The 20,724-nt window shown below is 68.3% G+C and carries 19 protein-coding genes and 1 pseudogene; 12 read left to right on the forward strand and 8 right to left on the reverse strand.

Going from position 1 to position 20,724, the window contains the following annotated elements:
* Positions 1-10: 10 nt before the first annotated feature.
* On the forward strand, positions 11-481 hold the full coding sequence (locus tag HWY45_RS11375; RefSeq protein WP_059881311.1) for a MerR family transcriptional regulator: 471 nt from the start codon (positions 11-13) through the stop codon (positions 479-481).
* Positions 482-538: 57 nt separating this feature from the next.
* On the opposite strand, the gene HWY45_RS11380 is transcribed toward HWY45_RS11375, so the two are convergent.
* Together HWY45_RS11380 and HWY45_RS11385 are read right to left on the reverse strand one after the other, a co-directional pair.
* Positions 539-1,222, reverse strand: a complete 684-nt coding sequence (locus HWY45_RS11380) for a type 1 glutamine amidotransferase domain-containing protein (RefSeq protein WP_059881313.1) — start codon at positions 1,220-1,222, stop codon at positions 539-541.
* A 134-nt stretch (positions 1,223-1,356) separates the two neighbouring features.
* A complete protein-coding gene (locus HWY45_RS11385; protein WP_059881315.1) occupies positions 1,357-2,004 on the reverse strand; it encodes a TetR/AcrR family transcriptional regulator in 648 nt (215 codons plus the stop codon).
* Positions 2,005-2,103: 99 nt separating this feature from the next.
* On the opposite strand from HWY45_RS11385, the gene HWY45_RS11390 reads away from it, so the two are divergent.
* The 6 genes and pseudogenes from HWY45_RS11390 (at position 2,104) to HWY45_RS11415 (ending at position 8,223) form a co-directional block, all read left to right on the forward strand.
* Positions 2,104-3,579: a coniferyl aldehyde dehydrogenase gene (locus HWY45_RS11390; RefSeq protein ID WP_059881317.1), complete on the forward strand. Its 1,476-nt coding sequence runs from the start codon at positions 2,104-2,106 to the stop codon at positions 3,577-3,579.
* Between the two features lie 336 nt (positions 3,580-3,915).
* Positions 3,916-4,776, forward strand: a complete 861-nt coding sequence (locus HWY45_RS11395) for an HTD2 family dehydratase (RefSeq protein ID WP_059881319.1) — start codon at positions 3,916-3,918, stop codon at positions 4,774-4,776.
* Positions 4,777-4,807: 31 nt separating this feature from the next.
* Positions 4,808-5,971, forward strand: coding sequence for an acyl-CoA dehydrogenase family protein (locus tag HWY45_RS11400; RefSeq protein WP_059881321.1), 1,164 nt, complete (start codon positions 4,808-4,810; stop codon positions 5,969-5,971).
* An 11-nt stretch (positions 5,972-5,982) separates the two neighbouring features.
* Positions 5,983-7,161: a CaiB/BaiF CoA transferase family protein gene (locus HWY45_RS11405; protein ID WP_059881323.1), complete on the forward strand. Its 1,179-nt coding sequence runs from the start codon at positions 5,983-5,985 to the stop codon at positions 7,159-7,161.
* Between the two features lie 49 nt (positions 7,162-7,210).
* Positions 7,211-7,423 (forward strand): annotated as a pseudogene (locus HWY45_RS11410) (MmgE/PrpD family protein); the annotation flags it as partial.
* Complete coding sequence (locus tag HWY45_RS11415; protein WP_059881327.1) at positions 7,420-8,223, forward strand: HpcH/HpaI aldolase/citrate lyase family protein; 804 nt, start codon at positions 7,420-7,422, stop codon at positions 8,221-8,223. The pseudogene HWY45_RS11410 and the gene HWY45_RS11415, both read left to right, overlap by 4 nt.
* Before the next feature lie 165 nt (positions 8,224-8,388).
* Here the strand turns inward: HWY45_RS11415 and HWY45_RS11420 are convergent, their stop codons facing one another.
* The 3 genes from HWY45_RS11420 to HWY45_RS11430 form a co-directional block, all read right to left on the reverse strand.
* The gene (locus HWY45_RS11420; protein WP_059881329.1) at positions 8,389-9,561 is read right to left on the reverse strand and encodes a porin; all 1,173 of its coding nucleotides are present in this window, start codon (positions 9,559-9,561) and stop codon (positions 8,389-8,391) included.
* A gap of 154 nt (positions 9,562-9,715) precedes the next feature.
* Positions 9,716-11,560, reverse strand: a complete 1,845-nt coding sequence (locus tag HWY45_RS11425) for an ABC transporter ATP-binding protein (RefSeq protein WP_059881331.1) — start codon at positions 11,558-11,560, stop codon at positions 9,716-9,718.
* A gap of 68 nt (positions 11,561-11,628) precedes the next feature.
* The gene (locus HWY45_RS11430) at positions 11,629-12,654 is read right to left on the reverse strand and encodes an alpha/beta hydrolase family protein (RefSeq protein ID WP_059881333.1); all 1,026 of its coding nucleotides are present in this window, start codon (positions 12,652-12,654) and stop codon (positions 11,629-11,631) included.
* Positions 12,655-12,762: 108 nt separating this feature from the next.
* Here HWY45_RS11430 and HWY45_RS11435 point away from each other — a divergent pair, with 108 nt between their 5' ends.
* From HWY45_RS11435 to HWY45_RS11450, 4 genes are all read left to right on the forward strand, one after another.
* Positions 12,763-13,359 (forward strand): TetR/AcrR family transcriptional regulator, encoded by a 597-nt coding sequence (locus HWY45_RS11435; RefSeq protein ID WP_059803984.1) that lies wholly within the window; start codon positions 12,763-12,765, stop codon positions 13,357-13,359.
* Between the two features lie 167 nt (positions 13,360-13,526).
* On the forward strand, positions 13,527-13,844 hold the full coding sequence (locus HWY45_RS11440) for a hypothetical protein (RefSeq protein WP_059804001.1): 318 nt from the start codon (positions 13,527-13,529) through the stop codon (positions 13,842-13,844).
* A gap of 43 nt (positions 13,845-13,887) precedes the next feature.
* On the forward strand, positions 13,888-14,049 hold the full coding sequence (locus HWY45_RS11445; RefSeq protein WP_155628667.1) for a hypothetical protein: 162 nt from the start codon (positions 13,888-13,890) through the stop codon (positions 14,047-14,049).
* Between the two features lie 77 nt (positions 14,050-14,126).
* Entirely contained in the window at positions 14,127-15,542 is a 1,416-nt protein-coding gene (locus HWY45_RS11450) for a CoA transferase (RefSeq protein WP_059881335.1), read from the forward strand.
* A gap of 85 nt (positions 15,543-15,627) precedes the next feature.
* On the opposite strand, the gene HWY45_RS11455 is transcribed toward HWY45_RS11450, so the two are convergent.
* Positions 15,628-16,353, reverse strand: coding sequence for a pirin family protein (locus tag HWY45_RS11455; RefSeq protein WP_059557988.1), 726 nt, complete (start codon positions 16,351-16,353; stop codon positions 15,628-15,630).
* Positions 16,354-16,481: 128 nt separating this feature from the next.
* Between HWY45_RS11455 and HWY45_RS11460 the strand changes: the two genes are divergently transcribed.
* Complete coding sequence (locus HWY45_RS11460) at positions 16,482-17,372, forward strand: LysR family transcriptional regulator (protein WP_059557985.1); 891 nt, start codon at positions 16,482-16,484, stop codon at positions 17,370-17,372.
* Positions 17,373-17,471: 99 nt separating this feature from the next.
* Here HWY45_RS11460 and HWY45_RS11465 read toward each other — a convergent pair whose 3' ends face one another.
* Together HWY45_RS11465 and HWY45_RS11470 are read right to left on the reverse strand one after the other, a co-directional pair.
* Entirely contained in the window at positions 17,472-18,812 is a 1,341-nt protein-coding gene (locus tag HWY45_RS11465; RefSeq protein ID WP_059881337.1) for a sigma-54-dependent transcriptional regulator, read from the reverse strand.
* Complete coding sequence (locus tag HWY45_RS11470; RefSeq protein WP_059881339.1) at positions 18,809-20,686, reverse strand: ATP-binding protein; 1,878 nt, start codon at positions 20,684-20,686, stop codon at positions 18,809-18,811. The genes HWY45_RS11465 and HWY45_RS11470 overlap by 4 nt, the downstream gene beginning before the upstream one ends.
* Between the last annotated feature and the right edge of the window lie 38 nt (positions 20,687-20,724).

Below are 20,724 nucleotides of genomic sequence, written 5' to 3' on the forward strand. Positions count from 1 at the left end.
TATCCGGAACATGAAGATCGGGGAACTGGCGGCGCGCACCGGCCTTACCCCTTCGCGTATCCGCTTCTATGAACGCATCGGTCTGTTGACGAGCGTCGAGCGGCAGGCGAACGGTTATCGAACTTATTCGCCGGAAGCGGTGGTGATGCTCGATCTGATCACGGCCGCGCAGAAGGCGGATTTCAGCCTCGACGAGATCCGCACGCTGATTCCGTCCGACTTCGCGCAGTGGCCATGCGGTTCGCTGCTCGATGCGCTGCGCCGCAAGGTGCAGGGCATCGAGGCGCTGGAAGCGCGGCTTGCGCGCAACAAGGCGCACGTCATGTCGCTCATCGCCGGGATCGGGGCGAAACCGGAGGCGGTGGAGCGTACCGCCCACGCGATGCGACTGCTGTCGCGGGTCCATCCGGAGAACACGGCAAGCGCCGGCCACGCCGACGACGACACGCGCGACAAGCCGGCCCGGCGCCGGACGACCTGACCCCGGACGGCCGCCGGCGCATCGCGTTGCGTTCCGGGCGCGCGCCCGTGCGCCGCGTTACAGGAGCGCGACGACCTGCTCGGCCGTCGCCTTCGCCGATTGCGGATTCTGGCCGGTCACCAGCCGGCCGTCGACGACGACGTTCGACGTGAACGGCAGCAGCGCCTTCTCATAGCGCGCACCGCGCCGCGCCATCTCCTGCTCGACGTTGTAGGGCACCTTCTTCGCGACGCCGGCCAGGATTTCCTCCACCCACGAGTAGCCGGTGATCCGGCGTCCGGCGACCAGCAGCGTGCCGTCCGACAGCGTCGCGTTCAACAGTCCGCAGTAGCCGTGGCAGACCGACGACACGATGCCGCCGCGCTCGTAGATCCCGCGCGTGAGCCGCTGCAGCCCCGCATCGTCCGGAAAATCCCACATGACCGCATGGCCGCCAGTGAAATAGATCGCATCGAAATCGGCCGGATCGAGCGCGTCGGGCCGCGCGGTGTTTGCGAGCAGGGCCTGGTTCGCCTTGTCGGCGCGCCACGCTTTCGCGGCTGCGTCCGCGTGCGGCCATTTAAGCGAGCGGGGCTCCAGCGGCGACACGCCGCCCTTCGGGCTCACGAGCTGCTGCTCGTATCCCTTCGCCGCGAAGATGTGGTGGGCGTGGGTCAGCTCGGACAGCCACAGGCCGGTTGGTTGCGACGGGTCGGCGTGGTGCGCGACGTTGCTGACGGCGTGAAGTATGCGCTTGGTCATGATGCGACTCCCTCTTCATCGGCCACGGGCGGTGCATCTTCGACGCGCCGCCGTTTTGTCGGATGGCAGGACACAGACCCATAGCCTCGATACGCTTGCCGAGGCCAACCATAACCTTGAGGTGAAGTTAAAGGTCAAGACCTTTTTGCCTTGCTGCGTACGGGGCTTTCTTGAGACAGGACGAGCCCGTCCAGCAAGGTCGTCAATGCGTCTTCGATCGCATGGTCGCCGACTTTCTCGCGCACCAGCCGCCCGTCGATCTCGAGCATCGTCAGCCCATGAAGATGCGCCCAGCAGGCCGTTGCCTGGCCGAGCGCGGGGCGCAAGCGGATCGTGCCGGCCTGCTGGCCTTGCTCGAGGATGTCGACGACCAGCAGGAAGGGCGCCTGCGTGCGCGGATCGAGATGGATATCCGTCGGCTCGCCGGCATCCGCGGCGAACATCAGGCGGTAGAGATCCGGGTTTTGCTTGCCGAACGCGAGATGGGCGTAGGCCAGCGCGCGCAGCACCGCTGGGGTGTCCGCCGCGGGATCCACGGACGCGGCGAGCGCATCGCGCAGGCGATCGAACCCGATCAGCGCCAGCTCGTGCAGCAACGCGGCCTTGTCCGGGAAATGCCGGTAGGGCGCGGAGTGGCTGACGTTCGCCCGCCGCGCGATTTCACGCAGCGTGAACTGCCAGCCCTGTTGCTCCTGCAGCGTGTCGAGCGCCGTGTCGATGATCGCGCGCCGCAGATCCCCGTGGTGATACGCCTTTTGCCCGGCATCTGCTTCCGACGGCATCGTGTTGCTCCCATGTTGACATGGGACACATTGTGGTCCTATGATCCGGACCGAGCAAGTTGACAGTGTCTACATTGACGCAACCTCGTGAGGCGCACCATGTTCGTTTCCGCAGAATCCAGCTCGAGCATCGACCCGGCGGCATTGCTGGCCCGCCAGCGCAGCGCATTCGTCAAGGAGGGGCCGCCGGGCGTGCAGCAGCGCAAGGCAAGGCTCGCCCGGCTGCGCGCGGCGGTGCTGGCCCACCGCCGCGACGTGGAGGAGGCGATCAGCGCCGACTTCGGACATCGCTCGCGCCACGAAACCGCGATCATGGAACTGGTCGGCGTGATCCAGGCGATCGACTACCTGTCGCGCAACCTGCGCCGCTTCATGAAGCCCCAGCGCCGGCACGTCGGCATCTTCTACCGCGCCGGGCATGCGCGCGTGGAATACCAGCCGGTGGGCGTGGTCGGCGTGATGGCGCCGTGGAACTACCCGTTCTCGCTGACCTTCATTCCGCTCGCCACCGCGCTGGCCGCCGGCAACCGCGCGATGCTCAAGCCGTCGGAGCTGACGCCGCGCACCAGCGAGGTGATCCGGCGGATGCTCGCCGACACCTTCCCGAGCGAGGAAGTCGCGGTCGTGCTCGGCGGCCCGGAAGTCGGCGCCGCGTTCAGCGGTTTGCCGTTCGACCATCTGCTGTTTACCGGCAGCACGCAGGTGGGCCGCAAGGTCATGAAGGCGGCCAGCGACAACCTGGTGCCGGTGACGCTCGAACTGGGCGGCAAGAGCCCCGTGATCGTCGCGAGGGGGCATGTCGACGCGCGGACGATGTCCGGCATCGTGTTCGGCAAGCTGTCGAACGGCGGACAGACCTGCGTGGCACCCGACTACGCGCTGGTGCACGAAGAAGATCTGGACGCATTCGTCGCGCAATACGATGCGGCGGTCGCGCGTTTCTATCCGGACGGGCCGACCAGTCAGGACTACACGTCGATCGTCAGCGACCGGCATTTCGATCGCCTGAAAGGCCTCGTCGACGAGGCGCGCAGCAAGGGCGCGCGCGTGATCGAGGCGGGCGTGAATCCGCAGAACGCGGCCAACCGCAAGCGGACGCTCGCGCCCACGTTGATCGTCGGGGCCGGCGACGACACGGCGGTCATGCAGGAGGAGATCTTCGGGCCGATCCTGCCGGTGCGCGCATATCGCACGATCGACGAGGTCATCGACTACGTGAACGCGCGCCCGCGGCCGCTGGCGCTCTACTATTTCGGCGCGCGGGACGGCGACTGCGAGACGCTGCTGACGCGCACCACGTCAGGCAACGTCGGCATCAACAACACGCTCCTGCACGTCGCGCAGGAAGACCTGCCGTTCGGCGGCGTCGGGCCGAGCGGGATGGGCGCGTATCACGGCATCGAAGGATTCCGTGCGATGAGCCATGCGAAGGGCGTATTCGTTCAAGGCCGCTGGGCGCTCCCGAACCTGCTGCGCGCGCCGTTCGGCAAGCTGGCGGATTTCTCGCTGGCGGCGCTGCTCGGGCCGAGCCGGCAACCGGCCGGCGGGCGCGTCGAATGGGACGCGAAGCGCTGAGGCGCGCGAAACACCATGAACGGGGCGCGGCCGCCGCGCCCCGTCAGCCATCGTGCCGCCCGACCCGCCGTCGACGTGCAGCTCGCGCGCGATCGGGTTCGTCGGGCATCTCGCCGAGGAAGCGCAGCGGCCGATGGCGTTCGTGCCGTGGCCGTGCATCGAAGACTAGGCGTGCGTCGACCTGCGCGATGAAGCGCAAGCCTGCGCATCGCGGGATCGCGCCCCCCGCCGCCGACGTTAAGCAAATTCGAAGTCACGGTTCGGGAAAGACGACTTCGCGAAACCACGGGTGAGGTTCATAGTAGGAGCCTCTGCAGCGTACCGGAGATTTCGCAAGTGTCGACCTCATCATCGCAGGAACCTGCGTCGCCGCCGCTCGACGCGTGGCTGGGCAAGACGGAAACGCTCGGCGACGACATCACGTCGTACCCGCTCGCCGCGCTGGCCGCGACGCTCGATCGCGCGGCGCCCGGCGATACCGTGCCGCCGCTCTGGAACTGGCTGTATTTCCTGCCGGTCGCGCCGCTTGCGCAGGTCGGCGCCGACGGGCATCCGAAGCGCGGCGGCTTCCTGCCGCCGGTGCCGCTGCCGCGCCGCATGTGGGCGGGCGGGCGCCTGACGTTCCATGCGCCGCTGCGCGTGGGCCGCCACGCGACGCGCGAATCGACGATCGCGAGCATCGAGGACAAGACCGGCCGCAGCGGCCGCCTCGTGTTCGTGACGGTCCAGCATCGCTACGAATCGGACGGCGTGCTGTGCATCGAGGAAGAGCACGACATCGTCTATCGCAACGCGCCGCAGCCGGGTGCGCCGGCGCCGAAGCCGGTTGCCGCACCGCAGGGCGAGGCATGGTCGCGCACCGTGACGGCCGATCCGGTGCTGCTGTTCCGCTATTCGGCACTCACCTTCAACGGCCACCGGATCCACTACGACCACCCGTATGCGACGCAGGCGGAAGGCTACCCGGGCCTCGTCGTGCACGGCCCGCTGATCGCGACGCTGCTCGCCGATCTCGTGCGCCGCGAACGCCCCGGCGCGACGCTCGCGACGTTCGCGTTCCGCGCGGTGCGCCCGACCTTCGACGGCCACGCGTTCACGCTGTGCGGCAAGCCGTCCGACGACGGCAGCACGGTCGAGCTGTGGGCGAAGGACCACGAAGGCCACCTGACGATGCAGGCGAGCGCGACGCTGGCCTGACCCTGACACACGCCATCAACGAATCTCGCTCATGCAAACGACGCACGACAACACTTTCCAGGACATCCGTGAAGCGGTGCGCGACCTCTGCTCGCAGTTCTCCAGCGAATATTTCCGCAAGATCGACGAAGCGCGCGGCTATCCCGACGCGTTCGTCACCGCGCTGACGAACGCGGGCTGGCTCGGCGCGCTGATTCCGCAGGAATACGGCGGCTCCGGCCTCGGGCTCACCGAAGCGTCGGTGATCATGGAGGAGATCAACCGTTCGGGCGGCAACTCGGGCGCGTGCCACGGGCAGATGTACAACATGGGCACGCTGCTGCGCCACGGTTCCGCCGCGCAGAAGGACAGGTACCTGCCGAAGATCGCGAGCGGCGAGCTGCGCCTGCAGTCGATGGGCGTGACCGAGCCGACCACCGGCACCGACACCACGAAGATCAGGACCACCGCCGAGAAGCGTGGCGACCGCTACGTGATCAACGGCCAGAAGGTGTGGATCTCGCGCGTGCTGCACTCGGACCTGATGATCCTGCTGGCGCGCACGACGCCGCTGGCGGAAGTCAGCAAGAAGTCCGAAGGGATGTCGATCTTCATCGTCGACCTGCGCGACGCGATCGGCAACGGGCTGACGGTCCAGCCGATCCTGAACATGGTCAACCACGAGACCAGCGAGCTGTTCTTCGACAACCTCGAGATCCCCGCCGGGAACCTGATCGGCGAGGAAGGCATGGGCTTCAAGTACCTCCTCGACGGGCTGAACGCCGAACGCACGCTGATCGCGGGCGAATGCATCGGCGACGGCTACTGGTTCATCGACAAGGTCAGCCGGTACGTGAACGAGCGCGTCGTGTTCGGCCGCCCGATCGGGCAGAACCAGGGCGTGCAGTTCCCGATCGCGCGCGCGTTCGTGAACGTCGAGGCGGCGAGCCTGATGCGCTTCGAGGCCGCGCGCCGGTTCGACGCGCACGCGCCGTGCGGCGCGCAGGCGAACATGGCGAAGCTGCTCGCGGCCGATGCGTCGTGGGAAGCGGCGAATGCATGCCTGCAGTTCCACGGCGGCTTCGGCTTCGCGTGCGAATACGACGTCGAGCGCAAGTTCCGCGAAACCCGCCTGTACCAGGTCGCGCCGGTCTCGACGAACCTGATCCTGTCGTACGTCGCCGAGCATTTGCTCGGCCTGCCGCGTTCATTCTGAGGAGAGCCAGCATGCGACCGCTCGACGGCATCAAGGTCATCACGCTCGAACACGCGATCGCGGCGCCGTTCTGCACGCGCCAGCTCGCCGATCTCGGCGCGCGCGTCATCAAGATCGAACGGCCCGGCAGCGGCGATTTCGCGCGCGGCTACGACGAGCGCGTGCACGGGCTGTCGTCCCATTTCGTGTGGGTGAACCGCTCGAAGGAGAGCCTGACGCTCGACGTCAAGCAGCCGGAGGCCGCGGAGATCCTGCAGGCGCTGCTCGCCGACGCGGACGTGCTCGTGCAGAACCTCGCGCCCGGCGCGGCGCAAAGGCTCGGGCTCGGCTACGACGCGCTGAAGGATACGCATCCGCGCCTGATCGTCTGCGACATCTCGGGCTACGGCGCGAACGGCCCGTACCGCGACCGCAAGGCCTATGACCTGCTGATCCAGAGCGAATCGGGGTTCCTGTCGATCACGGGCTCGCCGGGCCAGCCGGCGAAGGCCGGCTGCTCGATCGCGGACATCTCGGCCGGCATGGTTGCGTTCTCGAGCATCCTCGGCGCGCTGCTGATGCGCGGGCGCACCGGCCAGGGCAGCCGGATCGACGTGTCGATGCTGGAGAGCATGGTCGAGTGGATGAGCTATCCGCTCTATTACGCGATCGACGGGCAGAGCCCGCCGGCGCCGTCGGGCGCGTCGCATGCGACGATCTATCCGTACGGCCCGTTCCCGGCCGGCGACGGCAAGACCGTGATGCTCGGCCTGCAGAACGAGCGCGAGTGGAAGCTGTTCTGCGAGCAGGTGCTGCGCCAGCCGGGCCTCGCGGACGACGCGCGCTTCAACGCGAATTCGAAGCGCCATGCGGCGCGCGATGCGCTGCACGCGCTGATCGTCGACGCGTTCGCCGCGCTCACCGCGGCCGACGTGATGCAGCGGCTCGACGCGGCCGGCATCGCGAACGCGCAGATGAACACGCTCGACGATGTATGGCGCCACCCGCAGCTCGGGGCGCGCGAGCGCTGGCGCAGCGTCGAGACGGTGGCCGGCGCGGTGCCGGCGCTGCTGCCGCCGGGGCTGCCCGACGGCGTCGAGCCGCGCATGGACGCGGTGCCCGCGCTCGGCCAGCATACGGACGCGATCCTTGCCGATCTCGGTTATACGCGTGCACGCATCGACGCGCTGCGCGCGAACGGCACGATCTGATTCCTCGACAGGCACCGACGCCATGACGAACCTGCAGACCCATCCCGGGCGCGACGGCCAAGCGCTGGCGGGGCGCGCCGACGAGCCGAAGGGCGATCCGGGCAATACGCTGTCGCGCGACGAGATCGCGGACAAGGGGCGCCGCCTCGCGGCGTTTTCCGGGGCGGCGACGGCGGGCGAGGTCGCGCGGCGCGTGGCCGGCGCGTGGGAGATCGCGGCGCAGCCGGCGCTCGGTTCGCTGTTTCAGGAGGGTTCGGCATGACGGCCGTTTCGCCGCGTTCGTGGCTGTTCGTTCCCGGCAATCGCGCCGAACGTTTCGACAAGGCGCGCGCGTCGGGCGCGGATGCGGTGATCCTCGATCTCGAGGATGCGGTGCCGCTCGCCGAGAAGCCGGCGGCGCGCGCGGCCGTCGTCGCGCATCTCGATGCGGCCCGGCCGGCGTGGGTGCGCGTGAACGCGACCGACACCGCATGGTTCGCGGACGACGTCGCGGCGATCGCCGCGCATCCCGGCGCCGCGGGCGTGATGCTGCCGAAGTGCGAGGCGCGCGCGCAGGTCGATGCGGTGCTCGCGAATGCACATGCGCAACTCGCATTGCTGCCGCTGATCGAAACGGCGCGCGGAATCGCGGGGCTCGGTGAAGTGTGCGCCGCGCCGCGCGTGGCGCGCGTCGCGTTCGGCACGCTCGACTTCCAGGTGGATCTCGGCATCGACGGCGACGGCGATGAACTGAATGCGTTCCGCTCGCAGATCGTGCTCGCGTCGCGTCTTGCCGGCATCGAGCCGCCGGTGGACGGCGTGTCGACCGTCATCGACGATGCGGCGGCGATCGAGCGGCATGCGCGCGCCGCGCGGAAATTCGGCTTCGGCGGGAAGCTGTGCATTCATCCGAAGCAGCTCGACGCCGTGCATCGCGCGTATGCGTGGAGCGACGCCGAGCGCGCGTGGGCCGCGCGCGTGCTCGATGCGGTCGAAGCGAGCGGCGGCGCGGCGGTCGCCGTGGACGGGAAGATGGTCGATGCGCCGGTCATCCTGAAGGCGCGGCGGATCATGCGCGGGTGATCGCTGCCGACCTCGCATCCGCAACTAACGGTCAACCCCGCCCGCGCCCGCCTGTTTGCGAAAAGCCAGCGCGACGATTCATTTCCGGGATCTTTCCCTGCATCCATGAGTTGCCGCGCCGCCGCGCGGCCCGCGACCATGACGCCGCGGGCCGCAGTCGGCCCATCAGAACTTGTGGCGAATCCCGACGACCGCGAGTTCCTGCGTGTTCGTACCGGAGTTCACGCCGTACGAACCGACGGATGCCGCCGCTTTCACGACCGCGCCGTTCGCATTCAACGTATGGCCGCTCGCGCGCTGGTAGCCGAACAGCGCATACAGGTCGGTGCGCTTCGACAGCGCGTAGTCCGCACCGAGGTTGACCTGGTTGTAGTGCGCGGAGGTCGGGCCCGTCAGCGACGTGTAGTTGTAGCCCACGCCCGCGCGCAGCGCCGGCGAGAACTGCCAGTTGAAGAAGGCCGAGCCGTTGTTGAACTTCGCGGTCTGGCTGAACGCCGACAGCGTGTCCGCGCCGTACTGCGTGTTCGAGTACGCGAGCCCGAAGGTGGCCGCGCCGAGCACGTACTGGCCGGCGACGCGCACGATCTGAATCGACTTCGCGCTCGAGAAGCCCTGGTTGATCACGGTGTTGAAGAGCGTATCCGAGCTGCTCGTCCACGAGCGCAGGCCGTTCGCGCCGGTCGTGCCGCCGTTCGCGAAGAAGTAGCCGGCGCCGAGCGACAGCGGCCCGTTCGCGTAGCTCAGGCCGAAGCTGTACGTGCGGCCGCTGCCGGTCGCGCCGGCGACGCCGCCGAAGCCATACAGCGCGGCGAACTGGAAGCCGGAGATCAGCGGGCTCGTGTACTTCACCGAGTTGCTGACGCGCAGGCTGTTGTCGTAGTTGTCGAGGTCGCCCGGCGTCGAGAACACGCCGCCGAAATAGTTGTCCTCGGTCAGCCCCTGCACCAGATCGACGACCGGATCGTACTGGCGGCCGAGCGTCACGGTGCCGTACGTGTTGTGCGCGAGGCCCACGATCGCCTTGCGGCCGAATTCGCGCTGGCCCTGGCCGAGCGCGCCGGTGCCGATGTTGAAGCCGTTCTCGAGCTGGAACAGCGCGGCGAGGCCGCCGCCGAGATCCTCGGTGCCGCGCAGCCCCCAGCGGCTGCCCGACAGATTGCCGCTGCCGAACTTCACGAGATTCGATGCGTTCCCGCCGTCCGCGTTCTGTGCGTTGTGCACGTACGCAATGCCCGCGTCGACGATGCCGTACAGCGTGACGCTGCTTTGCGCGTGCGCACCGCCGGCGGCGAGCGCGGCCGGCAGCGCGAGAAGGGCGAGTCGCTTGGTTGCTTGCATGCTGTGGTGTTCCCCGTAGTCGATTGATCAGATGAAACGCTGAACGATACGGATCACGGACAATCAAGGAAACCAATAAATTCTCGAATGTTTATCAGGCGACGCGGCGCTTGCCCCCGCGCGAAATGCATGGCATTCCCGAGCGCCGCACCGCCTACTGCGCGACTTCCTCCGTCTCCCCGAGGAACCCGCCGCTCTGGTGCGCCCACAGCGCCGCATAGATGCCGCCCGCCTGCAGCAACTGCTGGTGCGTGCCTTCCTCGACGATGCGCCCTTCGTCGAGCACGATCAGCCGGTCCATCGCCGCGATCGTCGACAGCCGGTGCGCGATCGCGATCACCGTCTTGTCGCTCATCAGGCCGTCGAGGCTCTGCTGGATCGCGGCCTCGACCTCGGAGTCGAGCGCGCTCGTCGCCTCGTCGAGCACGAGGATCGGCGCATCCTTCAGCATCACGCGCGCGATCGCGACGCGCTGCCGCTGGCCGCCCGACAGCTTCACGCCGCGCTCGCCCACCTCGACGTCGTAGCCGCTGCGGCCGTGGCGGTCGCGCAGCCGCGCGATGAACTCGGCCGCCTCCGCGCGCGCGGCCGCGTCGTGCATCTCGCGCTCGGTGGCGTCAGGGCGGCCGTACAGAAGGTTCTCGCGCATCGTGCGGTGCAGCAGCGACGTGTCCTGCGTGACCATGCCGATCGCGCTGCGCAGGCTGTCCTGCGTTACGTGCGCGATGTCCTGCCCGTCGATCCGGATCGTGCCGCCGCTCACGTCGTAGAAGCGCAGCAGCAGGTTCACGAGCGTCGACTTGCCGGCGCCCGAGCGGCCGATCAGGCCGATCCGCTCGCCCGGCCGGATCGTCAGGTTCAGCCCGTCGAACACGGCGCGGTCGTTGTCGTCGTGCGTGAAGCGCACGTCGTCGAACACGATCTCGCCGCGCCGCACGGCGAGCGGCTTCGCATCGGGCGCGTCGACGACGCTGCGCACCTTCGTCAGCGTATTGATGCCGTCCTGGATCGTGCCGACGTTCTCGAACAGTTCGGTCATCTCCCACATGATCCAGTGCGAATAGCTCGACAGGCGCAGCGCCATCGCGATCACGGCCGCGACGACGCCCGCGCTCGCCGCGCCGTTCATCCACAGGTAGAGCGCGAGGCCCGTCGAGCCGACCAGCAGCAGGGTGGACAGCAGGTGGTTGACGACTTCGAACGCGCTGACGAGACGCATCTGCGCATCGCCCGTGACCTTGAACGCCTCCATCGCGCGGCGCGCATGGTCGGCCTCGCGCCGCGTATGCGAGAACAGTTTCACGGTCGTGATGTTCGAGTACGCGTCGGTGATGCGGCCCGTCATCAGCGCGCGCGCGTCGGCCTGGCGGCTGCCGACGGCGCCGAGGCGCGGCACGAAATACGCGCACGCGGCGCCGTAGCCGAGCGCCCACAGCGCGAGCGGAATCATCAGCCGCCAGTCGAAGCTGGCCGCGAGCGCGAGGATGCCGATCAGGTACGCGGTGACGCCGATCACGACGTCGACCGACATGAACAGCGCATCGCGCACCGCGAGCGCGGTCTGCATGATCTTGGTGGTGACGCGGCCCGCGAACTCGTTCGCGTAGAACGACAGGCTCTGGTCGAGCATCAGCCGGTGAAACAGCCAGCGCAGCCGCATCGGGAAGTTGATCGCGAGCACCTGGTGCTTGACCATCGTGTGCAGCGCGATCAGCAGCGCGCTGCCGGCGAGGATCGCCGCGAAGCCGGCGAGCGTGCCGAAGTGCCGGCCGCCGAAATTGGCCGGCGTCGCGGTGGCCAGCCAGTCGACCACGCGCCCCATCATCGCGAACAGCGCGGCTTCATACGCGGCCAGCGCGGCCGAGGTCAGCGCGATCAGCAGGAGCCAGCCGCGCGCGCCTTTCGTGCACGCCCAGACGAACGAGAAGAACCCCTTCGGCGGCGTGACGGGATCTTCGAGCGGGAAAGTCGGCAGGCGCCGTTCAAACCACGAAAACATCCAGTTTCTCCTTGAGTCTCACTGCAACGGCCCGGTGACGCGGCTGGGCCGTTGCCTGTTGCTGTCGATCACTGCGACCGGATCCATGCCGCGATCGGGCCCAGCGTGCCCGGCGCGTATGCGTCGCGCCCGAGCGCCACGAAGAGCCAGGTCTTCCATCTCGGCCAGTCCGACTCCAGCTGGTAATCGAACCAGCGCGCGCGCAGCAGCCCGTGCGTCGCGCCGGGCACGACCAGCACCCGCCGGCCGGCCCGGCCCGCGAACGCATGGGCATAGGCGTTCGCCTCGTCGGCCGGATCGACGTTGCGATCCTGCGCGCCCCACACGGCGAGCACGGGGCCCCGCATCGTCGCGAGCGCCTGCGACGCGTCTTCCATGTAGTTGCGCGCGACGAAGCCGAACCGGCGCGGCGCGATGTCGGGGCGCCGGCGCGGGTCGGCGGGCGCGTCCGCTCGACCGAAGATGTCGTCGTTCTTGCGTCGCTCGGCCGCCAGTGTCGCATCGATCCGTTCCGGCTGCATGCCGGTTGCCTGGAGCTGCTGCCGCGTCAGGTAGGCGCCTTGCCGGCGCCAGTTGACGGCGCCGCCGACGATCACCGAGAACGCGGGCCGCGCGGCGTTCGCGACGCGCGGGATCACCCAGCCGCCCTGCGAGAACCCGAGCAGGCCGATCTTGTTTGCAGGCCCGACGGCGGCGCGCACGCGCGCCATCGCGGCGAGCGTTTCGTCGGCGCGGTCCTGCATCGATTGCGAGAGCCAGTCGCCGCCGCTGTGGCCGACGCCCTGCTTGTCCCACGCGAACACGCCGATGCCGGCGTCGAGCAGGCGATTGACGAGCGGCAGCATCGCGTTGTCCGCGAAGCGGTCGCGCGGGCCGTCGCCGTGGACGAGCAGCGCGATCGGCGCGTCGGGCGCGTGCGCCGGCAGCGCCAGCGTGCCGACGAGGTCGGCGCTGCCGGCGCGGAACGTCAGCGTCGTGATGCGTGCGTTGTGCAGCTCGAAATCGGACAGGCCGCGCAGCGCGAGCGCGCCGAGCGCGAGCAGCAGTGCCGCGATGGCGGCGATGGTGAGGCGGACGAAGGTGGTGGGTTTCAAGCGGGGTTCCCCGGCCAGGCGGCTTGACGCGTCGGTGCCGCGGTTTGATAATAGATCGAGTAATCAGTCTATTAAAGATTCGAATCAACGTCCAGCGCGGAGTACACAGTGAGAAAGGTCGATCCGGAAAAAGTCGAAGCGAAGCGGCGCCAGATCCTGGATGCGGCGATCGAATGTTTCGCGCGCAACGGTTTCCACGGCACGTCGACGGCGGCGATCTGCGCGGCCGCGGGCATGAGCCCCGGCAATCTGTTTCATTACTTCCCGACCAAGGCCGCGATCATCGCGGCGATCGCGCAGGAAGACCGGCGCGAGTCGGCCGAGCTGTTCGCGCAATGGGCGGATGCCGATGACGTGGTGGCCGCGATCGAGGCAATCGCGCTCGAGAAGATGAAGGCCGCGAGCGAGCCGCTCTATGCGCGCATCAGCATCGAGATCGCGGCCGAGGCGTCGCGCAATCCGGATGTCGCGGCGCTGTTTGCCGAGAACGAGGCACACGAGAAGGGCCTGCTCGTCGCGCTGGTCAAGCGCGGTATCGCGCAGGGGCAGATCGACCGTGCGCTGAAGCCCGCCGTGATCGCCACGTGGCTGATCGCGCTCGCGGAAGGCGCGGTCGGCCGCGTCGTGTTCGAGCCCGGCTTCAAGGCGAAGACGCATGCGCCGATGCTCCGGCTGATCATCCGGCGGATGTTGCAGCCGCAATGACGCGCGGCCGGCAACGTCACGCGTTTCGAATAGTCAGGATTCGGCAGCCGATATTTGCGCGGCATTTTCGTCGTCTGTATAACTGAAGCCGGCTCGCATCGTTGCCCGTCACACGGATAAGAACGGGCGCGCGAGCGACGCTCAACCTACGGCAAGGAGATATGGTGATGATCAGGATTCGCGTAGTTTCGATGGCAGCGGCGGTATCCGTCGGCCTCGCGCTGGCGGCTGCGCCGGCAGCGTTCGCACAGGGGCCGGCGAGCGACGCCGCGCCTTCGTCGGCCGCTGCGCCGACGTCCAAGCAGATGAGCAAGGCGCAACGCAAGGCGGCGCGCAAGGCGGCCCGCCAGAAGCGCAACGAGGATCTGAACGCGATCCGGAAGGACGGCTACAGCCTGACGGGCGACCGGTCCGGTTTCCCGCAGAACGGCCAGGGCGCCGCGCCCAAGGCGGCCGACGGCGCGGCATCGGCGCCGGCGCAGTAACCGGGCGGTGACGGACGGGCCGCGTCGTGATGCGCGGCCCGCCATGCCGCACGATCTCGTGCCGGCAAACGACTTCCACTGCAATGCACGCGTGAGCGCGACGCTCGCGACATCCAGACGAAACCTCCAGCCGTTCCAACATCGCAGCGTCGATTCCGTGCGCCTGTTCGACGAGAAAATGCGACCGCCAAAAAACATCGCTTGATTCGCGGAATCAAGATTGACGCTCGAAATTGCCGGGACATAGACTTTTCCCACCCTATCCATGACCCGGGAACATCCATGTCCGAACCTGCTTCGACGTTGGCGCCGGAACGCGCCGGCAGCGCATGTACCGATGCCTTTCTGCATGACATCTGGCATGCGCTGAACGGCGACGCCGACCTTCTGAACACGCTGACGTTCAGCGGTTCGGGCGTGTTGCCGTCGGTATTTCCGGTGACCGATTTCGCTTCGGCCGCGATCGGCGCGGCGAGCGTGGCGATCGCCGAACTCGTGCGGCACGCGAACGGCACGTTGCCCGCCGTCGATGTGAACCGGCGCTACGCGTCGCTGTGGTTCGGCACGTCGCTGCGCCCGCACGGGTGGGCCATGCCGCCGCAATGGGACGTGATCGCGGGCGACTATCGCACCGCCGACGGCTGGATCCGGCTGCACACGAATGCGCCGCACCACCGCGACGCGGCGCTCGCGGTGCTGCGCACGCCGCTCGACCGCGCGGCCGTCGCGCGCGCAGTCGCTGGCTGGCGAAAGCACGAACTCGAAGCCGCGGTGATCGCGCAGGGCGGTTGCGCGGCCGCGATGCACACGCAGGACGAATGGGCCCGCCATCCGCAGGGCGTCGCGGTGCAGGCCGAGCCGCTGCTGATCCACGATGCGATTGCCGCCGAAGGGCCGCGAGCGTCCTGGACGGCGCCGGCCGCGCGGCCGCTGCACGGCGTGCGCGTGCTCGATCTCACGCGCATTCTCGCGGGCCCGGTCGCCACCCGCTTTCTCGCAGGCTTCGGCGCGGACGTGCTGCGCGTCGATCCGATCGACTGGGACGAGCCGAACCTCGTGCCCGAAGTCGTGCTCGGCAAACGTTGTGCACGCATCGATCTCAAATCGCGGGAAGGGCGCGCACTGCTGCGCGACCTGATCCGCGATGCCGACGTGATGGTGCACGGCTACCGGCCCGATGCGCTCGACCGCCTCGGCTTCGACGCCGACGAGCGGCGGCGGATCAATCCGGGGCTCGTCGACGTGTCGCTCGATGCATACGGCTGGAGCGGGCCGTGGCGGGGACGCCGGGGTTTCGACAGCCTGTTGCAGACGAGCACGGGCCTCGTCGAAACGGCGATGCGCGCGACGGGCGCGGACCGTCCGGTGCCGCTGCCGGTGCAGGCGCTCGATCACGGCACGGGCTACCTGCTGGCCGCCGCCGCGATTCGCGGGCTGACGCGCCGGCTGGCGGCACACACCGGCACGCGCACGCGCGCATCGCTGGCACGGACGGCGCTGCTGTTTGCGTCGGGCGGTATGCAGGCACAGGACCGGGCGCTGATCGTTCCCGAAGACGCGCGCGACCTGTCGGCCACGATCGAGGACACGAGCTGGGGCCCGGCGCGGCGCGTGCATGCGCCGGTGCAGGTCGATGGCGCGCCGATGCACTGGGCGCATCCGGCGCGCGCACTGGGTTCGTCGATCGCCGCGTGGTAGCGGCACGCGCGTCGCGCGGCCCGGCCGTAAACGATCGCGGGCCCCGCATCGCTGCGGGGCCCGCCTATCGGCGTCACGCGTCAGCTCACGCCCATTCGGCCGTCACTTCGACCGGACGCAGGTCGAACACCAATACTTCGGCATCCTTGCCGTCCGCGAATGCCAGCGCTTCCTCGCCGCGCACGCGGGCGCCGTCGCCTTCGCCGAGCGTCTTGCCGTTGACCGTCACGCTGCCGCGTGCGACGTGCACGTACGCAAACCGGTCCGGCGGCAGCGTGAGCGTCGCGCGCTCGTCGCCGTCGAACAGGCCCGCGTAGATGCGCGTGTCCTGGCGGATCTTGAGCGAGCCGGCGGCGCCGTCCGGCGACACGACGAGCGTCAGCTTGCCGCGCTTGTCGTCGGCCGGAATGTTCGTCTGCTGGTAGCGCGGCTGAGCGCCTTTCTCCGACGGCCCGACCCAGATCTGCAGGAAGTGCACCGACGCGTCATGCGAGTGGTTGAACTCGCTGTGCCGCACGCCGGTGCCGGCGCTCATCAGCTGCACGTCGCCGGGCACGATCACCGAGCCCGTGCCCATCGAATCCTTGTGCTCCAGCGCACCGTCGAGCACGTACGACAGGATTTCCATGTCGCGGTGCGGGTGCGTGCCGAAGCCGCGGCCCGGCATCACGCGGTCGTCGTTGATCACGAGCAGGTCGGAGAAGCCGACTTGCTGCGGATCGTAGTAGTTCGCGAACGAGAACGTGTGACGGGAGCTGAGCCAGCCATGTTCGGCGCGGCCGCGTTGGTTTGCTGCTCGGATCTCAATCATTTGGTATGTCCTCAAAGTCGCCGAACCTCGAAAGTGGGCCCGGCCGATCGTTGAGATGAATCTTAAGTCAATCGATTTGACAAATAAATCGCCTATAAGATAATCACTGTCACATTGAGGTGGACAATATGGAACTGGGCGATCTGAGGATTTTTGTGGCGACGGTCGATGCGGGCAGCTTCACGGCGGCCGCCGACCAGCTGATGCTGTCGAAGCAGTTCGTCAGCCGGCGCACGATGGCGCTCGAGGCGGCGCTCGGCGTGCGCCTGTTGCTGCGCAACACGCGCAACCTGGCCGTGACCGAATCGGGGCACGAGTTTTATGCGCGCGCGCAGCGGATCCTCGCCGAGGTGGCCGATGCCGAGCAGGCGATGTCGGTGCGCAGCACGGAGCTGCACGGCTCGCTGAAGATCAGTGCGCCGCTGTCGTTCGGGATCACGCACCTGTCGCCGCTGGTCGCCGAGTTTCTCGCCGCGCACCCGGCCGTGCGGCTCAATCTCGACCTGACCGACCGGCGCGTCGACCTGATCGGCGAAGGCTTCGACCTCGTGCTGCGGATCGGCCCGCTCGAGGATTCGACGCTGGTGGCCCGCCCGCTCGGGCAGTGGCGGATGATCGCGTGCTGCAGCCCGGCCTACCTGCGCGAGCATGGCGCGCCGGCGACGCCGGCGGACCTGCACGCGCACGTCTGCCTGCTGTATGGGCGCGAGCGGCGGGTGGGCTGGGAGTTCCGGGTGGACGGCGCGGCGCGCACCTTCGACGTGCAGGGGCCGCTCGTTGCGAACAACGGCGAAGTGGTGCGCGACGCGGCGATCGCCGGGCTCGGCATCGCGCTGCTGCCGCACTTCATCGTCGGCGGGGCGCTCGACAGCGGCGCGCTCGTGCCGGTGCTCGATGCGTATGCGCCGCAGGCGCTGAAGCTGAATGCAGTCTTTCCGCAGCATCGGGAAGGGTTCGTCACGCTGCGCACGTTCATTGCGTTCCTGGCCGAGCGGCTGGAGCCGGGGCTGTCGGGTTGATCCTGGGCCGGCCTCGGGCTTCGTCGAGCTCCGTTGCTTCAGTCGCGCGATAGTTCCATGCCCGGTTCGGAATGGATCGGAAGCGCGAGATGGCAAGGGTTATCGAAACGTGGTCGTGTCGATCCCATGCCGGGCAATCTTGTCGTACAGCGTCTTGCGAGGCAGCCCCAATGCCTCGGCGGCCATGATGACCTGCCCGCCCGCATGACGCAGCGCCTCCTCGATGCACGCTCGTTCCGCTCGCGCCATGCGCGACGCGAGCGAGTCGGCGCCGGCCGGCAGTTGTGGCAGACCGTCGTCAACGCCCAGGCAGAACCGCTCGGCCACGTTCTTCAGTTCGCGCACGTTGCCGGGCCAGTCATGAAGCTGCCAGCGCATCATGTCCTCCGGCGCCCATGCCGGCTCCGGCTTGTCGTAGCGGACGCTCGCCGCGCGAACGAAGTGCGCGAACAGCTCCGGAATATCCTCCGCGCGCTGTCTCAGCGGCGGCAGGTCGATCGACACGACATTGAGCCGGTAGTACAGATCCGAGCGAAACCGCCCCTGGTCCGACAGTTGCTTGAGATCCTGCTTGACCGCGCCAATCACGCGGACGTCGACCGAGATCGACGCGTTGCTGCCGAGCCGCTCGATGCTGCGTTCCTGCAGCACGCGCAGCAGCTTCGCCTGGAGCGCGAGCGGCATCGTTTCGAGTTCGTCGAGAAACAGCGTGCCTCTGTTCGCGTATTCGAACTTGCCGATGCGCCGCTGGTGGGCGCCCGTAAACGCGCCCGGCTCGTGACCGAATATTTCGCTTTCGAACACCGCCTCAGGCAGCGCCGCGCAGTTCAGTGCGACGAACGGGCCCGGGCGGCGGCTGGCCGCGTGGAGCGCCCGCGCCAGAACTTCCTTGCCGGTGCCGGTTTCGCCGACGATCAGGACATCGGCGCCCGTGGGCCCGATCGCATCGATGAGCGCATGGATGCGCTGCATCGCCGGCGAGCGGCCGAGCAACGGCCGTTCGCTGCTCAGTTGCGCGCGCAGGCTCTGGTTCTCCATCACGAGCTTGCGGTGCGCCAGCGCCCGCCGCACGGTATCGACGAGCCGGTCGGAGTGAAACGGCTTCTCGATGAAGTCGTACGCACCGGAGCGCATCGCGCCGACCGCCATCGCAACATCGCCGTGCCCGGTCGTCAGGATGACGGGTATGCCGGCTTCCGCGGGGCGCGCCTTGATGCTGTCGAGCAGCGTGAGACCGTCGATGCCGGGCAGCCGGACATCGCTGACGATCACCGCCGGTGGATCATCGGTGAGCGCGGCGAACGCGCTTTCGGCGTCCTCGAACTCGCGAACGTCGATGCCTTCGAGCCTCAGTGCTTGCGCACAGCCGAGCAGCACTGCCGGGTCGTCGTCGATCACGTAGACGGCGTGCGCGCCGTGCGTGGTGTTCAGGTTCGTCATGTCGATAGTGAAGCTTTCGTTACGCGTTGCAGTTCGATCGTGAAGACCGCACCGCCTTCGTCGCGATTGCGCGCATGCAGGCGGCCGCCAAATTCGTCGACGATGGCCTGCGAGATCGCCAGCCCGAGGCCGAGCCCCTTTCCGGCCGGTTTCGTCGTGAAGAACGGTTCGAAGAGGCGCGCCATGACGTCCGGCGCGATGCCGTTGCCGCTGTCGGCCACGCTGACGCGCACGAATTCTCCGGACACGTCGGTCGTGACTGCGACCTGGCGGGCCGCGACGGCCGCCGCACTGGCGTCGATCGCGTTGGCGAGCAGGTTGACAAGCACCTGTTCGATCCGGATCGAACTGGCCAGCACGATGGCGTCCGGCGGCACCGGCTCGACGCGGATCGTCACCCCGGCCGCTTTCCGGTGCTGCTCGATCAGGAGCAGCGCCTGGCGCAGCGATTCGCCGATCGATACCGGCTCCCGGATGATCCCTTCGTGCCGCGAGAATCCCTTCACGTGCGCGACGATCTTGCCCATCCGGTCGGCCAGCTCGTTGATCAGCACGAGGTTGCGCGTCAGATCGCCCGAGCGGCCCAGCTCGGTCATGCGCACGGCGTTGCTCGACAGTGTCATGATCGCGGCCAGCGGCTGGTTCAGCTCGTGCGTGATGCCGGCCGCCAGCTGGCCGAGCGCAGCGAGCTTGCCGGCCTGGATCGCGGTGTCGCGCGTGTCGCGCAGGATGCGTCGAGCAGCATCGAGCGCGTCGACCTTCTCTTCGAGCGTCGCGTTGGCCCGAGTCAGTTCGGCGGTGCGCTCGGCGATCCGCTGCTCGATGTCGCGGTGCGCTTCCAGCAACGCAACGCGTGCATGCTGCCGCTCCTTCTTCCGGCTGTTGCGGAGCCAGACGAGCGTGACGAGCGCAAACGCGAGCGCCGTCGCGGCGGCCGCGCTGATGGACGCGAACGCCGCGCCGCGTCGGTCATCGGCCGGATCGACGAGCACGGCGACCTTCCAGCCGAGCGGGCCGACCGGACGATACACGACGCGATACCAGTCGGGACGTCCGCCGAACGGCGCGACATGGAGCCGATCCGGCGGGGCGGCCCTTTGCGGGGTACCGCGCGGGAGCGCGGTGATCGTTCGGAGCGGCGCGTCGCCATATTGCCGCGTCTCGTCGAGCTTGCGGCGTGAGTCGGCAGAAAGCGGCGTGAGTGCGCGATAACGCCAGCCGGTCACGGACGACAGGAATGTCACGTTGTCCCCGTCGATTACCAGCACAATGTCGCCGCTTTTCGTCAACGCGGATTCGTATCGGTCGAGTGATGACTTGATCGCAACCGCGCCGATCGGACGGCGCTCAGGATGGGCAAGGTCCCTGATCGGCACTGCGAGGAAGTAGCCAGCCTCCCCCGTGGTATTGCCGACGCCGTAGAAACGTCCGACGCCGTGCTGCATCGCGTTCGAGAAATAGGGGCGAAATGCGTAGTTCGAGCCGACGAAACTCCCCGGACTGTCGCTGTTGCTCGCGGCGAGGGTGGCGCCGTTCGCGGTCATGACATACGCGGCGGAGAGTTCCGCGTTGGTCTGGACGGCCTTCAGATAGGTGTTGGCCTGCTCGCGCAACTGTGCGTTTCCCGGATCGTCCAGCAGTTGCGCGAGCACGGGCTCGAGTGCGGCGATGCGCGGCAGCGATTCGTAGCGCGCGAGCTGCGATTCCAGCGTCAGGGCGTAAAACGACGCACGCTGTGCGACTTCGGCGACGTGCACGCGCGCGTAATGCCGCAGCGCGAGCACGTAGGTCAACCACGCGGTCGCGCCGCAGCACGCGATGATCGCGAGCGTGGCCGTCGCGCGGCGCAGCCGCCTGGCGGTGCGTGGATTCATCGCGCGGCGCCCTCGATGCGGGCACTGCGCGGCGAGAT

The organism is Burkholderia stagnalis, from assembly GCF_902830275.1.
GTDB lineage: Bacteria > Pseudomonadota > Gammaproteobacteria > Burkholderiales > Burkholderiaceae > Burkholderia > Burkholderia stagnalis.

What these genes read in the sequence shown, in the direction of transcription:
- HWY45_RS11380 (WP_059881313.1), bottom strand. Translation starts at nt 1,222, where the DNA reads ATGACCAAGCGCATACTTCACGCCGTCAGCAACGTCGCGCACCACGCC.
- HWY45_RS11400 (WP_059881321.1), top strand. Translation starts at nt 4,808, where the DNA reads ATGCAAACGACGCACGACAACACTTTCCAGGACATCCGTGAAGCGGTG.
- HWY45_RS11390 (WP_059881317.1), top strand. Translation starts at nt 2,104, where the DNA reads ATGTTCGTTTCCGCAGAATCCAGCTCGAGCATCGACCCGGCGGCATTG.
- HWY45_RS11455 (WP_059557988.1), bottom strand. Translation starts at nt 16,353, where the DNA reads ATGATTGAGATCCGAGCAGCAAACCAACGCGGCCGCGCCGAACATGGC.
- HWY45_RS11460 (WP_059557985.1), top strand. Translation starts at nt 16,482, where the DNA reads ATGGAACTGGGCGATCTGAGGATTTTTGTGGCGACGGTCGATGCGGGC.
- HWY45_RS11470 (WP_059881339.1), bottom strand. Translation starts at nt 20,686, where the DNA reads ATGAATCCACGCACCGCCAGGCGGCTGCGCCGCGCGACGGCCACGCTC.
- HWY45_RS11420 (WP_059881329.1), bottom strand. Translation starts at nt 9,561, where the DNA reads ATGCAAGCAACCAAGCGACTCGCCCTTCTCGCGCTGCCGGCCGCGCTC.
- HWY45_RS11375 (WP_059881311.1), top strand. Translation starts at nt 11, where the DNA reads ATGAAGATCGGGGAACTGGCGGCGCGCACCGGCCTTACCCCTTCGCGT.
- HWY45_RS11425 (WP_059881331.1), bottom strand. Translation starts at nt 11,560, where the DNA reads ATGTTTTCGTGGTTTGAACGGCGCCTGCCGACTTTCCCGCTCGAAGAT.
- HWY45_RS11415 (WP_059881327.1), top strand. Translation starts at nt 7,420, where the DNA reads ATGACGGCCGTTTCGCCGCGTTCGTGGCTGTTCGTTCCCGGCAATCGC.
- HWY45_RS11385 (WP_059881315.1), bottom strand. Translation starts at nt 2,004, where the DNA reads ATGCCGTCGGAAGCAGATGCCGGGCAAAAGGCGTATCACCACGGGGAT.
- HWY45_RS11450 (WP_059881335.1), top strand. Translation starts at nt 14,127, where the DNA reads ATGTCCGAACCTGCTTCGACGTTGGCGCCGGAACGCGCCGGCAGCGCA.
- HWY45_RS11440 (WP_059804001.1), top strand. Translation starts at nt 13,527, where the DNA reads ATGATCAGGATTCGCGTAGTTTCGATGGCAGCGGCGGTATCCGTCGGC.
- HWY45_RS11465 (WP_059881337.1), bottom strand. Translation starts at nt 18,812, where the DNA reads ATGACGAACCTGAACACCACGCACGGCGCGCACGCCGTCTACGTGATC.
- HWY45_RS11405 (WP_059881323.1), top strand. Translation starts at nt 5,983, where the DNA reads ATGCGACCGCTCGACGGCATCAAGGTCATCACGCTCGAACACGCGATC.
- HWY45_RS11445 (WP_155628667.1), top strand. Translation starts at nt 13,888, where the DNA reads ATGCCGCACGATCTCGTGCCGGCAAACGACTTCCACTGCAATGCACGC.